Annotated in this window: 10 protein-coding genes; all 10 read right to left on the reverse strand. The window is 47.3% G+C overall.

What is annotated here, in order from left to right; translation table 11 throughout:
- Nucleotides 1-14: 14 nt before the first annotated feature.
- The 10 genes from C9J01_RS06485 to C9J01_RS06530 all read right to left on the reverse strand — a co-directional run bounded on the left by C9J01_RS06485 (nt 15) and on the right by C9J01_RS06530 (nt 15,131).
- Complete coding sequence (locus C9J01_RS06485; protein WP_107297260.1) at nt 15-1,676, reverse strand: methyl-accepting chemotaxis protein; 1,662 nt, start codon at nt 1,674-1,676, stop codon at nt 15-17.
- Nucleotides 1,677-1,793: 117 nt separating this feature from the next.
- Nucleotides 1,794-3,392, reverse strand: a complete 1,599-nt coding sequence (locus tag C9J01_RS06490) for a sulfatase family protein (protein WP_107297261.1) — start codon at nt 3,390-3,392, stop codon at nt 1,794-1,796.
- Between the two features lie 90 nt (nt 3,393-3,482).
- Complete coding sequence (locus C9J01_RS06495; RefSeq protein WP_107297262.1) at nt 3,483-5,654, reverse strand: glycoside hydrolase family 3 N-terminal domain-containing protein; 2,172 nt, start codon at nt 5,652-5,654, stop codon at nt 3,483-3,485.
- A 94-nt stretch (nt 5,655-5,748) separates the two neighbouring features.
- Nucleotides 5,749-6,228: a hypothetical protein gene (locus tag C9J01_RS06500; protein WP_107297263.1), complete on the reverse strand. Its 480-nt coding sequence runs from the start codon at nt 6,226-6,228 to the stop codon at nt 5,749-5,751.
- Entirely contained in the window at nt 6,228-7,049 is an 822-nt protein-coding gene (locus C9J01_RS06505; RefSeq protein ID WP_039464854.1) for a carbohydrate ABC transporter permease, read from the reverse strand. Before C9J01_RS06505 ends, C9J01_RS06500 begins: the two co-directional genes overlap by 1 nt.
- A gap of 2 nt (nt 7,050-7,051) precedes the next feature.
- Nucleotides 7,052-7,654 carry a carbohydrate ABC transporter permease gene (locus tag C9J01_RS06510; RefSeq protein WP_237156886.1) on the reverse strand — a complete coding sequence of 201 codons (603 nt, stop codon included), beginning with the start codon at nt 7,652-7,654 and terminating at the stop codon, nt 7,052-7,054.
- Between the two features lie 353 nt (nt 7,655-8,007).
- Nucleotides 8,008-9,252 (reverse strand): extracellular solute-binding protein, encoded by a 1,245-nt coding sequence (locus C9J01_RS06515; protein WP_107297265.1) that lies wholly within the window; start codon nt 9,250-9,252, stop codon nt 8,008-8,010.
- Nucleotides 9,253-9,386: 134 nt separating this feature from the next.
- A complete protein-coding gene (locus C9J01_RS06520) occupies nt 9,387-10,373 on the reverse strand; it encodes a LacI family DNA-binding transcriptional regulator (protein ID WP_107297266.1) in 987 nt (328 codons plus the stop codon).
- A 216-nt stretch (nt 10,374-10,589) separates the two neighbouring features.
- A complete protein-coding gene (locus C9J01_RS06525) occupies nt 10,590-13,973 on the reverse strand; it encodes a GH36-type glycosyl hydrolase domain-containing protein (protein ID WP_107297267.1) in 3,384 nt (1,127 codons plus the stop codon).
- 39 nt (nt 13,974-14,012) lie between these two features.
- A complete protein-coding gene (locus tag C9J01_RS06530) occupies nt 14,013-15,131 on the reverse strand; it encodes an ABC transporter ATP-binding protein (protein ID WP_107297268.1) in 1,119 nt (372 codons plus the stop codon).
- Between the last annotated feature and the right edge of the window lie 95 nt (nt 15,132-15,226).

Below are 15,226 nucleotides of genomic sequence, written 5' to 3' on the forward strand. Positions count from 1 at the left end.
TTAAAACGTAATAACTACACCGTGAAGCGGTTCACTTCGCTGGTGAGGGAGTGGGCCAGTTTGACAATAGATTCTGAGGCCCCTTTGCTTGATTCGGAATCTGCTGCGGTTTTATCAGCCAATGCGTTTATTTCAAACACGTTGGTATTTACGTCACCGGTCACCACTGCCTGTTGCTCTGCCGCCGAGGCAATCTGGATGTTTTTCTCTGCGATACCAGCAACCGTTTCAGTGATAGCTTGCAACGCTTCTCCTGCCTGCTTGGTTTTGACCGTACTCTCGCGGGCATATTGATCGCCAGATTCCATGCGTTCAATGGCATGCTGGCAACCGTTTTGTAGGCGGGCAATAGTCTCTTGGATATCTTCGGTGGCATTCTTGGTGCGCTGAGCCAAGGTGCGGACTTCATCGGCTACAACGGCAAATCCGCGCCCATAGTTACCCGCCCTCGCCGCTTCAATAGCTGCGTTCAGAGCCAGCAAGTTGGTTTGATCGGATATCTCGCTTATTGTCTCTGACACGCTGCCGATATCTTGCGAATGTTTACCAAGCTCATTAATTGCCTCTTTGGCCTGCTCAATTTCTTTTGCTAGATCAACAGACTGGGCAATGGCTTCATTCACCACTCCGACACCATTCTGGGCCAATTCATCCGATTTCTGGGAAGCTTCAGCCGCTGCCACTGCGCTGGCCGCAACATCACTCACCGTTGCGGTTAGCTCTTCGGTAGCGGTAGCAATTTGCTGGATTTGTTCCTGCTGCGAGGCAGCGTTGGAAGCCGTCTGCTCGCTCAACTGGGTGTTTTGTTGCGAGGCGATATTGAGCTGGTTGGCCGAGTCGCCAATCAATGACACGGTTTGCTGGAACCTTGCCGCAATATTGTTAACGGCATCGGCAATCACAGTAAACTCATCCTGACCTTGAACCTGTGCCCGGCTAGTCAGGTTGCCTTCCGCTATGTTGTTTGCGGTCGCCTGAAGCCCCCTGAGCGCAAATACAATACGGCGGATAGTTAAATAGGCAATACCAATCAGCAGCAGTGTGCTCACAATCAGCGCTGTGCTCATACTGAAGACAAAGCTCTGGCCGTCGCTGACAGCTTCTGTATAGGCATCCCTCGCGCCAGTCGCACTCAAGTCATTCATCGTATGAAGCAATGCTTTGAGTTGCTCTATTTTAGGGTTCACCTCGCTGAGCAGCAGCACATTGGCCTGCTGGAATTCACCTTGCTCCAACAAATCAACAATGACCTCAAAGCCCGAAAAGAACAATTCATCAGTCAGGGAACTTGCCTGGGTGGCCGCCGCCTCAAGGCTTGCTCCCATATTGAATGTCATCAAATCAAAATACAGCGCCTGAAGATCATCATAGCTTTCATAGATCAGATCGGTATGCACCGAAATGGGATGGTCATGATAGCTACCGCTAAAGGCATTGGGATCATGCTGTATCGCCAGTAAGCTATGCACCCTAGCCTGCTCAACTCGCTGCTGGATATCACTAATGGTGATGACTTTTGCCAAATCATCTTCAACCAAGGTGGCAGTCTGATCAGACAACTGACTTAACCCGCTCAACCCTTCATACCCGACAAAGGCAATCGAACAAAAAGCAATGGCGATAGTGACCACAAGCCGGTTGGTGATTTTTCTCGTCCATGTGAATAGTGATGACATAATTATTCTTATTCTCTTCTGTAGGTTTTTAAAAATCCGGGCTTAAACCAGAACTCGCGGCCCAAGCCCTGATCGATTGACATACGCAAAGCACGAACAGATGTATTTCGCCCACACTTACAGGCAAGCAACCTGATAGCTTTCTGGGAAAAGCTCTTCCAGCGTTGGCGCTGGCTCATACTCAAGCGGTAAATTGACCCATTCCTCCCGTGGCGGCACATCGTACTTAGCCTCGAGCTTGCTGATCTCTGCTTTTAGCCGCGCGATCTCTTGCTGGTAGCGAGGATCGTTAATCGCGTTGTTCATCTCGGTAGGATCTTCTTCAATATCGTAAAACTCCCACTCGTCGATATCGTAATAGAAGTGCATCAACTTATAGCGACTGTCACGGGTACCGTAATGCCTTGTCACATCGTGCATTGCCGGATATTCATAGAAGTGATAGTAAAGAGACTGTCGCCAATCCGCAGGTGATTCGCCATCGAGCAATGGCACCATAGATTCACCTTGGATATCGGCAGGTACGTCAAGACCCGCATACTCAAGGAAGGTCGGCGCGTAGTCGATATTCTGCACTAGGTGCTCAACGACGGTGCCCGGTTTGATCCGGTTCGGGTACTGGATCAGTAAAGGCGCACGGAACGATTCTTCATACATAAAACGCTTGTCGAACCAACCATGCTCCCCCATGTAGAAGCCTTGATCTGAGGTATAAACAACAATGGTGTTATCCGCGAGGCCGTTCGCTTCAAGATAATCCAGCACTTCCCCTACAGATTCATCGACCGACTTGATGGTGGCCAAATAATCTTGCAAGTAACGCTGGTACTTCCAAATGGCAACTTCTTCTGCCGTCATATTGGCTTCGTTAGCATTGAACCAATCATTACGGTCTTGGTAGGCCTCATCCCAAGCCTGACGCTGCTCCGGGGTTAAACGTGCCAACAAAAACGGCCAGATATCTTCGCGCCATTCCGTCTCACCAACCCCTTTGGTCATTTTCAAATCATGACCTTCCTGAGCATCCCTATAAATGGTCATGGTTTGCATGGCAGCCGCTGCACGGCCTTCATAAGTGTCGAAATAATTATCCGGTACTGGGAAGGTCGTATTCTCAAACGCACGCATATGTTGCGGGGCTGGCATCCAATTGCGATGAGGCGCTTTGTGGTGAAGCAACAAGGCAAAAGGCTTATCACTCTGCTGTTGCTCTTGCAGCCAACGGAGGGACTTTTGGGTGATCAGCTCAGTGGTGTATCCATGCTCCCGCTTTACGCCTTGGGCGGTAATAAAGTCAGGGTTGTAATACTCTCCCTGATCGTTAAGTACTTCCCAATGATCAAAGTCGATCCCCTCTGGGGTGAGGTTGATATGCCACTTGCCAATACAAGCTGTCGTGTAGCCGTGGGCTTTGAGCAGCCTTGGCCAGGTTGGTTGATAACCATCAAACAACTGTCCGTTATGGTTAAAACCGTTTTTATGGCCAAACTTGCCCGTCAGCATCGCAGCTCTCGAAGGGCCACACAGGGAGTTGGTCACAAAGGATTGGTCAAACCGCGCACCGTTTTGGGCAATACGGTCGATATTAGGCGTCGGAGCAAGGTGGGCTATATCGCTGTTGTAAGCACTCAATGCCCGAATTGCGTGGTCATCAGACATGATGTAGATAATGTTGGGGCGAGTCGTTGACGGCTCAGCCTGTCGTTCTTTCGTCATGATAGCTGGCTCTTATCAGCGCCCCGCTAAACTCAACGGAGCGCTGCATATTGTAGAAAAGAATTGATGAATAAATGCGTTTGAGGTGAGTTAGCTCACCTCAACGGTGGTACCAAGCATGGCATTGCTATCACCGCCGACATACAACTCGACCGTCGAAGGTTCCAGCGAGAAAGTTTTGTTGATGCCGTAGAATCGTAGCTTTTCAGCAGGTAGCGATAGCACGACTTCTTTGGACTCACCCGGTTCCAGTGTCACTCGACAGAAGTCTTTCAGCTCACGCACTGGACGCGTGGTAGAAGCAACTTGCTGACGGATATAGCACTGAACAACCTCGGTTGCTGTTAGTTTGCCTTTATTACGCAAAGTCACCGTTGCATACAAGGTCTCACCTGCAGCTAGTTCTGCTTGGCTCAAACGCAGGTTGGAATAGTCAAACTCACCATAAGTCAGGCCGAAACCGAATGGGTACAGCGGGGTATCTTTTTGATCTTTGTAAGGCTGGTAGTCTTGGAAATCACGCATTTTGCCAAGTGGCTTGCGGGCATAATACATCGGGATCTGACCGGTACTGCGCGGCACCGACATCGGCAATCGGCCTGACGGGGATACATCACCAAACAACAAACGTGCGACGGCATGGCCGGCTTCAGTACCGGATTGCCATGCGTACAGAAGCGCATCGGCAAACTGCTCTGTTGCTGCGGACGGAACCGGACGACCGGTACATTGCACCACAACTAAAGGTTTACCAACTTCACCGATAGCACGGATCAGCTCTTCCTGGCCAGCAGGTAACGTCAGCTCGGCAACATTGCGAGCTTCACCGGTGCGGCGGTGGCTTTCGCCGGTACACAGGATCACAAGATCGGCACGGTGGGCACATTCAACCATTTCATCCGTGAATGCCGCCTCTTCAGTCAGCAATTCAATGGTGCAGTCGATCTTAGCCGTCCACGCCTTGATACCTTCATAAATGCTCGTCACATCCTCGGCACGGCCGTCCAAGCACCAAGAGCCCAAATGCTGGCGCTTAGAGTGAGCGTGTGGGCCGATCACCGCGATAGTCATCGGCTTAGCTTCGATTGGCAGCACATCATGGTTGTTTTTCAATAGCACCATACTTTGCTCGGCAACAGTCAGGGCCTGTGCAAGGTGCTCTGGGTGGCGCATAACACTCTTATGCTTGTACTCATCGACATAAGGACGCTCAAACAATCCAGCCTTGAACTTGGTACGAAGTACCCGGCGGGTTGCCTCATCGATATGGGTGATATCAATGGCTTCTTTTTCCAGCAGTGCCTCTAGGTGGTCTTCATAGGCTTCATTGGTCATCGCCATATCGACACCGGCTTTCAGCGCCTCTGCAGCAGCACCCTCGGCACCTTTAGCAACACCGAAATAGGCAAGATCAGAAATAGAGCCCCAGTCACTGATCACCATGCCATCAAATTGCTGCTCTGATTTGAGCCAGCCATTGATCAGTGATTGGCTGCCTGAAACTGGCGTACCACCCAAGTCATTGAAACCAGACATAACCGTTTCAACACCGGCTTCAACGGCAGCGGCAAACGGTGGCAGGTAAACGTTGTGCAGTGAATTGTCGGAGATCTCGGTGGTGTCATAATCTCGGCCACCCTCTGAAGCACCGTAGCCGACGAAATGTTTAGCACAAGCCACCAGCGAATCTTCATCTGCAGGCGAATCACCTTGGAAGCCTTTTACCACGGCTTTGGCAAATTGGCTGGTTAAGTATGGATCTTCACCGCTACTTTCGATAACTCGGCCCCAGCGTGGGTCGCGAACAATATCGAGCATGGGTGCAAACGTCCAGTGGATCCCCAGTGACGCCGCTTCTTTGGCAATACAGCGATAAGCGCTCTGAACTTGCTCAGGGTTCCATGATGCCGCCTGTGCCAACGGAATAGGCAATACCGTTTGCTGACCATAAATCACGTCACGGGCTATGATAAGCGGGATACCAAGACGGCTTCCTTCAACAGCAGCGCGTTGGATTTCATTGAGCTGGGCAGGGCTTACCGTTTCACCCGGCGCGTTTCCGGCCCATGCCGTGTCAGCTAAAATGCGAGAGCCCCAGTGCCCTTGGCGGATATGCTCAAGGTAAGTCTCGCGATTGATGTTGTATTCCAGCATCGGGGATTGGCACAACTGGCCAATTTTTTCTGCCACTGTCATTCGTGACAACAAGTCTTCGACTCTATCTTCAACAGGTAAAGTGCTGTTCTTATATGGGAAATCCATACAATACTCCGAAATCTATTGGTGCGAATTCATCTCTGCAGAGATCATCGAAAAAAAGCCGCCCCAACAGGGCGGCAACAAGGTGAAAAATGATTTATTCAAAATCAAAGTAAGGGAATGCTTGGGTAAGGAAATCTTCCATCTCTGCCGCCAACTCGCCATTACCAGCCTGTCGTGCCCGTTGAAGTTGCGCATAAGCGACTTCCGGTACGTATTTGCTATCGAGCTGAACATAAATATCGATAAACGATTGAAGATCTTCATCGGCAAATTGCGGGATTAATCGGCCGGGCGCAACCAATGCTTCCTCATAGAAAGCGGGGCGGATGCCGAACAGCGCATGCTCCCAAGATTCGATAACTTGCTGGTAGCCACCGAGGTATTGCTCGTCGATACGTAATTCCAGCTTGTTCATCCCTTTAAGCGCAATGATGTAATTACCCGCGGTTTCTTGCTCTACCGCATAGTCGAAATAACTTTTGGACAAGAAATACGCCTTGCCCCATGCGGCCCAGTAAGCCACTAGAACTACCGAGAATAGGAGAACAATTTTTTTAAGCTGAGATACATTCATTACTTAACCCCCACCCCAGTGAACGCCTTGATGAAGTTCTTCTGCATAAAGAAGAATACAAACACAACGGGTACGGCAATCATGGTCGTCATCGCCCAGACCTGTTCGAGGTTGCCGGCTGGGATATCTTGCTGGAACTTAAACAGTGCTAACTGAAGGGTCAGCATTGAATCGTCACGGATATAAAGTAGTGGCCCCATGAAATCGTTCCACGCCCCCATGAAGGTCAGGATACCGACCGTCGCCATCGCAGGGCGCATCATTGGCAATACGACCTTGAAGAAAATGCGCATCTCACTGGCACCATCGATACGTGCTGCCTCAAGGTAGGCTTCATCAACCTGGGTCATAAACTGGTACAACAAGAAGATGTTATAAGCACTGATCGCCCCCGGGATGATCAACACGCGATAGGTATTCACCCATCCCCAGTCATACATCATCATATACACAGGGATGGTGAACAAAATCGCCGGTACCATCATTGATGACAGAATCAAGCGAAGCCATACCTGGCGGCCAGGCATTTTTGTTTTGGCAATCGCAAAGGCGACCATGGCAGACAACAGGCAGTTCAGCACCATCACCGATACCGAGACAAAAATCGTGTTGAAGAAGATGCGCCATAGATTAACGCTATCAAACACCTCGATATAACCCTTGGCTGACCATGAGGTCGGCAAAGCATTCGGCGAGTGCATGATCTCTGAGCCCGACTTGAACGAGTTGATGATCATAAAGAAGAACGGGTATAGCACGATCAAGCTGGCAGCTAACAAGCCGATATAAATGAGCAGCTTACCTTTATTGGAATTATTCATGGTTAGTCCTTACCCTTAGTCAATTTCAACTGAAGCATGGTCAACACGAAAATTACAATCGCCAGCAGAAGACCAATGGTTGACGCTTCGCCCATCTTCATCTGTTCGAAACCAGTCTGGTACAAGTGAAGTACTGGCGTTAGTGCCGAGTTATGAGGGCCACCCTGCAAATCGAAGTTCATGAATACTTCGGTAAACATCTGCAAACCGTTAATCACGTTGATGGTCATAACAAAGACAATCTGCGGTTTGATCAGCGGCAAGATAATCTTGGTGATCTTGCGCCACCAGGTCGCGCCATCAATATCTGCCGCTTCAAGCAATGAACGGTTAATACTGGCAATACCACCAAGGAAAATAATCATCTGGACACCGAACCACTTCCAGGCACTGAATACCGCGATCACCGGCATAGGTAGCCATTTTTCGAATTTCCAGAAGATTGGCGAACTCAGCACATTCCAATCCATCATCAATGACTGGATTGGACCATTCGGGCCTGCAACAAAATCAAAAATAATCATTGCAACCGTGATTGATGTCACAACTGGAATGAAAAGGACGGTTCTAAATAGGCTCGACAAGAAAGTAATTTCGTTCAGCATTAGGGCTGCACCCATTGCACAGACGAAACTTAATGTGATGAAAATTATCTGATTGAAAAAAACATTAAAAAGAGATTTCCAAAATTTATAATCTGTTGCTGAATTAACCCAGTTGCCTAAACCAACAAAGCGGGTATTTTCAGGGTTAAGAATATTTATATCTAGAAAACTATTTTGTAATGACAAGAAGAACGGGTACAGCATAAATATTATGAAATATGCTACCCACGGCAACATAAACAGGTATGGCACCCAGTAACGTTTTATGTTCATGGTTTTATTCCATTTAAAAAATTAAAATCTTTGGTTGGCTGCAGAAAGGTCTGCAGCCGAATTCACAATAGAGTTAACCGTTACCGGTGCATTATTTTCTTAACGTCTTCTGTTGCTGCGCTAACTGCTTCTTCTGGTGTTAGCCTGTTCATAACAACTGACTGCGAATAATAATTCAGGATGATGCTCGATACTTCCGATACTGCTGCATTGGACTCGTTCATCACGACATGCTGTAGCTGGTCAACAAACGGTTTGATATCTTCTGTTTGGAAATATGGATGCTCCTGCAATGATGCCAGGGTCGGCAAGTTCTGCAGCGCCATATTCGCCTTGAGGTTGAAATCATCTTCCATCAACAGCTCGATAAGCTGCCAGCTGCGTTCTTCGATATGGCGGGTATTCTTAAATACCATCAAGGCACGGCCATCAAGGTTGGAGTAGTGCGTATCACCTTTTTCACGAACCGGGATTGGGGCAATACCGACATCTTCTCCAATGACCATTGGTTTACCTGCTGCGTCCTGGAGGTTGGCACGCCAGGCAATGCCGTACTGCGGCCAGATACCAATAGTGCGGGAAAAGAAGTTCTGTTCCATGGTCAACGGAGCAAACTGCTGAAGCTTCCTCATCGTCTCGAGGAATGGCACCATACCCGCTTCTTCTTTGTCGAATACCGGATGGGTACCGTAGCGATTGAGTAACTGGTATTCACCGTCATTAAAGTTGTAGTACATTGGTGACAGCATATTCCAGTACCAGCCACCACTTGCTAGCGCATCATTCCACAGGGCAACACCATGAACTCTGCTACCATTTGAGCGTGCTGGCAAGTTATTGATTTTTTCTGCTGCAACTAACAGCTCATCCCAGGTCTGAGGCGGAAGCTCTGGGTCAAGTCCGGCTTCGCGGAATAGGTCCTTGTTGTAAATCATCATTTGCGTGGTAGCGTGCCACGGGATGTAATACTGGCGACCGAAGTGCTTTTCCATAAACTGTGGTTCGATGCGATCTGTCATTTCATCGAAGCCTTCGAAATCATCAAGATACATCAGGCGTCCTAACTTGGCGTACCTTGGTACCATGTAACCAAAAATGCCAGCATATACATTCGGGTAATCACCCGCTGCCATACGCGTTTCAAGGTTGCCGTCGTTAGTTAGAATTAATTCAACATCAGGATAACGCTTTTCATATTCGGGTTTAATGACTTCGTTTACAAATGCCATCTGGTCACCCGATGACACCATAAACTCTATTCTTTCTTTGGCACAAACAGAACTTGCCATGGCAACTAAGAGAACTGTAAGCCACTTGTATTTCATTTCGCTATCCTTATAAGGCTATATAAAATCGCCCCAAATCACAAAACATGGCTGTTGCCATGAATATTTCATGGCAACCAATTATTAGATATGTTTTTTGGACCTAAAAGAAAGAATAAATCAAATATTTAAAACTACACGGTTTCTCGTTCAACAATTTGAGTCGGTAGAATTGTTACTTGTTCGATTTCTTCTTCGCTGTTCATTGCGCTAAATAGCACTTCAACAGCTTTAACACCCATTTCATACTTATGGTGAGTAACAGTACTTAATGCCGGTGTCGTTCTTTCAGATTCTCTGATATTATCAAAACCAATTAGCTTTAATTGCTCTGGAATTTTAATACCGTTTTCATTTGCAGCTCGGATAATACCGAGAGCCATTTCATCGTTTGCAGAAAATATTGCTTTCGGTGCATCACCTTGGTCAATAATTTCCTTCATTTTCAAATATGCGTCTTCTTCAGTGAAATCAGATTTAATAATTAAGTTGTTATCAAATTTGACATTGTAGAAGCCAAGCGCGGCAATGTAGCCTTCCAGGCGCTTCTGGTTGTCGTATGAGTCATCCGGGCCACAGAAGTAATGAACTTGCTTACAACCACTTGAAATAAGTTGTTTGGTTGCACCGAATGCGCCACCGAAGTTATCAATCAAGATGTTGTAGATATGCTCTGCTTTCACTTCACGGTCTAGCGCGACAATCGGCAAGTCCTTGGAAGCCACTGTTTTAAGGAAGTCATCATCAAACGCATTGCTCAGGATAATAGCACCGTCAATCATCTGATCTTTTAAGTAGCGGTGTGCAGTTGATTCCGCACCACCAAACAGGCTACATGCAATTAAGTCGTAACCCATTTCATGTACTTTGCGCTCGATACCCTGGACTAATTCGCTATAGATAGGACCGAACCAAGAGTTAAAGAAGATACCAATGGCACCCACATTCTTTTGTCTTAAGCGCTTAGCATTGCTGTTTGCCGAGTAGTTCAGCTTCTTGGCGACTTCGAGTACATGGTTGCGAGTTTTCTCGCTGATACGATCACTGTTGTTAATCGCGTAAGACACTGTCGAAATAGATACTTTCGCTTCTCTAGCGACATCTTTGATTGTAGGCCTCATTAGCTAAACCTTATTCCTCTCACTTAAACCGTAATTAGTTGCAGCCTTGCGTACTAAAAATATAATTTTTTGTATTGTAGCTAGTTATCAACCTAAATTATAACGGATCATGTAAAACGTTTCTACAAATCGAAAGTGAGTAACATTGACGCACAACACATAATACGACAGATGATTAGGTTGACACCCCGGAAACCGGGGTGTCAGGCCCTACGGCTATAGCCAGATAGCCAGTTCGTTCTGCGTATCTTGCAGCATTTCAGCGACGACTTGCTTCTCGATTAGCGCACCACCGGTACGGTAGGCATTTGGCATTAGCGAAATAGCAAGCTCCTCACCGTTTAGCTCAATGCGCTTCGGTGTGTAAGTGCCCTGCTCTGGGTTAATCACCAAACGGCATGGCTTGCCGTATAGCGTGAAGTCCAGTGTCACTTTACCCATTTGCTTGGCAATCACAGGGTCCAATACCAAAGACTCGTTATCGAAACGAATACCCAGTACGTTACTGATCACCTGGTTGATGTAGATACCCGGGCCGCTTGAGTAGATACGCCAGCCGCCTTTCACTGCAACTTCGCCTTTCTTCAGCTTGTCGAAATCACGGTACGCTTCGTAACGGTCATTGAACTTACCGTCAGAGCTTGAGAAGTAAGCGTTAGACTGACGCACTTCTGCGTTCGGTACGGCCTTCTGAATGCCCACAGGGACAATCTTGTACAGGTTCTGCGCGACTTCATCCGCTTTACCCATCTTACACAGTGCTTCGATGAAACGAATGTGGGCGTGACAGTATTGAAGACCCACTTCACGGCCAAGGTTTGCAGCCAGTTCGGCACGCTTGAAGTAGCTCTGCTTACCGCCCTGGTATTTCGCCATTTTCTCCATCAGACGCACGCCATCAGGGTGAACCAGGTTATCTTCGATAATGGCCATGTGCTTGTCTGCCATCTCTTTGTCGAACGTTTCAGAGATGATAGAGCGTGATGCCGGCAGCAGGCGGTACTTGATGCCTGTTTTCTTGTCTGAAGGGTGAAGTAGGTACTCAACCTGATCGACGTCTTTGTTCGGAAGGTGGATAAAGCCGGCAATAACACCGTCTTTGATCAACAGGTTGTTGTAATCCTCTTCCATTTCGATAGCCAGTTTATTGATCTTATGGACAAAAACGGCGAAATCAGGGTTACCTTCCAGCGCAGCGCTCAACGTCTTCAGCGCTTGTAGTGTTAGCGGGATTGTCCAGCCACTCACCATGTTTTCACGCAGGGCCTGATTGGCCGGCTGCAGGGTATCATCCCAGTCGCCGTCACCGTAGCATGATAGCGATGTGCCAGGGATCAGGTTGTCGATAATGTGCTTAACCTGACGCTCAACGTGGGCAAACAGGGTGTAAGTTTCCGTTGTGAAGGCAAAGCCGTCTTCGATACTGGTGTATGGGACTTCGATGTTCAGTACATCCAGATCGCCTGTAGCCGTGATGTAGTCAGCGATGGCTTTCAACGGCCAAACAACGATGTCACCGTGGCAGTCTTCCTGCTGGATCTTGGCGTACTTGTCGAACATGAACCACTGTGGCCAGGTACCGGTTTCGATATGTTGGTGGCTGTAAATGGTTTTTAGTAGGTCAACCACACGGTCATAGCGCTGCATCGACATAAAGAATTCGAATGGGCCCTGGGAAACATCACGCGTACCCCATGCCGCACCCGAGTATTGCTCAAGGCCATGCGGCGTGCTGTAGTGCACCAATGCGTTGTGGGTAAACCACTGCATCGTGTCATTCAGCTTCTGTGCGTTGTAGCTGTCGTTCTCGAAATCAATGTGGAAGTTATTGATCAGTGCGTGCTGTGAAGCTTGGTATTTTTCAATTTCAGCAGCAAAGTCCAACGCTTGCGGAGCCGTCAGTTGGTCAGCGCTCAGTGCACCTTGAATCGTCAGGCTTGCCTTGTCTTGTACCTTGCCTTGGAACAGTACGTAACGAACGCTGTCGTCAGCTTTTACAAGCGACACTTCCGCCAGTGAAGCATCAGGGCGAATCGCATAAGCTAGCTCTGGGTGAACCGAGTTCATCAGTTCGAAATCGCCGGCAACTGTCATGTACTCATCTTTGTGCTCAACAACGACAGTGGCATCATTTTCATTGTTACCCATTACCATTTGGTTGGTCACAATGACTTCAAGCGCATCTGATAGATTAACGGTTTCGATGTCTAGCTGGATTGAAGAAGTATCCTGTGCACTGAAGCTGGTTACAACGATATAGCCTTGCTGGTACTTGTACACCCAGCGTGAGAAGTTAAGGCCTGTTTCGTAAGCTGATGGCATTGAAAGGATACGGAAGTCTTCGCCTTCCTTGACCCAAATACGCTGACCGCTGTACTTGAATAGGTTAAGAGACGTACGATCTACACCCAACAACTTGTTGAAAGACGTATTGCCAATAACGACGTGAGAGTTGAACACCCCATACATGCCATGGGTCGAGCTCATCACTGCGTTTTGGAAGTCTTGGCAGTTACCAGAAGAAACCATGTGACCGGTAGAACGCTCAAGAACACGTTCTTTAGCAGGCAGTGTCACATAACGGCTCTCGCCTTTTTGCTTGCCGTAGAAGAAAGACAATAGCTTGCCGTCTTGCTCTTCTGCGAAGCGGCGCTCTTCACCGAAGAAGTGTTTGATTTCTTCTGCGCTAAGCTCGTCACCAACAAGAACGTTATAGCCATTTAAGAAGAATGAAGGCAATGTTTGCTCTGTCGCCGCGGCCATTGCAGGGGCTGAATATGCTGCTTTGATAGCGTCAAGATCACCAGCTTTATCAACATTCGAACCTTCAAGGTTAGTCGCGAATGAAATATAGAATACAGACTGGGACTGCTGCGCCGGAGCTAGAGTAATGTCAGCGGTTTGCAACGCGACATAACCCATTTCAAACTGAAGTTTTTCGTTTGCTAGTGTCGGCTCAGAAAGTACAACAGGTGTTGGCTCAAAGCGGTAGTTTTTACCGAAGAACTGATAACCATCCGTTGAGTAACCAACAATTGAATCAGTCAGTGAACCGATCTGGGAACAAGGATTGCCCGTAGATTGCGGTAGGTTCTGGCGCGAACAGATGACATAACCCGTGTGTTCTAGGTTAAATACCTGATGGTCAAGGTATTGGCTAACATAGCATTCATTGCTTTTTACGCCGCCTTCATCAGCAAGAGCAAGATCCTGACCAAATACCAAGTCATATTTCAGCGCGTCTTGCTGCAAGTTTTCGATCTGGGTCGTGAAGAATACTTTTTCAGACTGAGCGTCCAGGCTAATAACAACTGTTGCACGGAAAGCTTCTGTGGTGGTTTCCCAGCCAACAAGACCTGCTTCAGTGCGGAAAGTGCGCATATTGTGGTTAAGGTGCATTAGCGGCATAAATGAAATGCCAGCATCGCTCTTCACTCGAATATATACATTTGACAAAGCACCTTCGAATTCACTCGGCTCGTAAAGGTTTACCATTACATTGCCAGATTTAATATTCTTCAGAACATTATGCTCAGTAAATTCTAGGTTTAGTAAGCCATTTGAGACTACATGGCTTGAGTCAGAAATAGTGTGAATCATGAAATTAAAATACCTATAATATAAATTTAAAACTGTCTGTTATTCTGTCGGAATAAAAATATTTTCTTCGGTGCTTCTATCGAAAATATGGCACTTATCCATATTGAAAGAAATTTGATGCATGCTTTGTTTGCACAATGCGATATCTGGGTTTACATATTTACAAATCAACTGCTTACCCGCAAAGTTAAGATAAACAAAAGATTCAGAACCCATTTCTTCCACTTCTGTAATTTTGGCTTCGCAGATGTTGTTAGCTTCACCGATATTAATATGCTCTGGTCGCAAACCTAAAAATACTTCGTGGCCGTTATATTGTTCAGCTCGGGCTTGCTTCGCTTCTGGCAATTCGAATAAATGACCATCAACTTCAACCGCCATTTTATTGGATTCGGTTTTAATCAGTTTGCCTTCCAGCATATTCATGGTCGGTGAACCGATAAATTCAGCGACAAACTTATTCACTGGTTTGTGGTACAGGTTCATTGGCGTATCAACCTGCATAATTGCACCACGGTTTAGCACACAGATGCGGTCGCCCATGGTCAATGCTTCAACCTGATCATGGGTGACATAAATCATGGTTGCAGGTTTGCCACTCTGCTTGAGTTCGTCATGCAAACGGGAAATACGCATACGCATCGAAACACGCAATTTCGCATCTAGGTTCGAAAGAGGTTCGTCGAACAAGAAGACTTCTGGCTTACGAACCATGGCACGGCCCAAAGCAACACGCTGACACTGACCACCAGACATTTGGCCTGGTTTGCGGTCAAGTAGTTCTGTGATTTCAAGCAATTCTGCCGCTTCTGTCACCCGGCGATGAATTTCTTCTTTCGACTTCTTGCGAGTTTCCAAACCAAAAGCCAGATTCTGGCGCACAGTCATATGTGGATACAGTGCGTAGTTCTGGAACACCATGGCAATACCACGATCTTTCGGCAGGACTGAGTTGCAATGCTTATCACCGATATGAAGATCACCGCTGGTGATGCTTTCAAGCCCGGCAATCATTCGCAGTGTGGTTGATTTGGCACAGCCCGAAGGACCAACCAGCACCATGAACTCACCATCCTTGATGTCCAGACAAAAATCATGAACAGCGTGATAACCATTCTTATAAATTTTGTTTATGTTTTGCAGCTTGACCTGGGCCATAACCGTACTCTTCGTAGAAAATTGTTTGTGTTGAAACGTTTCTACAGATAGTAAGTAATGCCCTATTTACTGTCAACAAAAGGTCGCAAATCAGG

Source organism: Photobacterium rosenbergii (assembly GCF_003026455.1).
GTDB classification, from domain to species: domain Bacteria; phylum Pseudomonadota; class Gammaproteobacteria; order Enterobacterales; family Vibrionaceae; genus Photobacterium; species Photobacterium rosenbergii.